General features: G+C 61.4%; 1 protein-coding gene. It reads right to left on the bottom strand.

Annotated elements, in window-relative coordinates; genetic code table 11:
- Positions 1-246 (bottom strand): amino acid permease (locus tag J5M56_RS26135; protein ID WP_207938208.1); only part of this gene is annotated, 246 nt, incomplete at both ends.

Here is a 246-nt window from a genome sequence, read left to right as displayed (position 1 = left end):
GTACCTGGTTCATCACGCTGCCAAGCTCGGGAGTACCCACGGCCCAGATGTCGGCGGTGAACACCTCGAGCTTGAAGGCGAACAGGCAAATCAGCGCAAACAGCACCAGCGGCACGACCTTGGCCACGGTGGTCACTTGGTTGATGAACGCCGCCTCCTTGATGCCGCGCAGCACCAGAAAATGCACGGCCCACAGCAGCACGGAGGCGCAAGCGATGGCAACCGGCGTATTGCCCTGGCCAAATA

Source organism: Pseudomonas sp. 51_B (genome assembly GCF_017491595.1).
GTDB lineage: Bacteria > Pseudomonadota > Gammaproteobacteria > Pseudomonadales > Pseudomonadaceae > Aquipseudomonas > Aquipseudomonas promysalinigenes.
The sequence above is the reverse complement of the archived record's forward strand: the minus strand, read 5'-3'. Positions and strand labels throughout refer to the sequence as shown.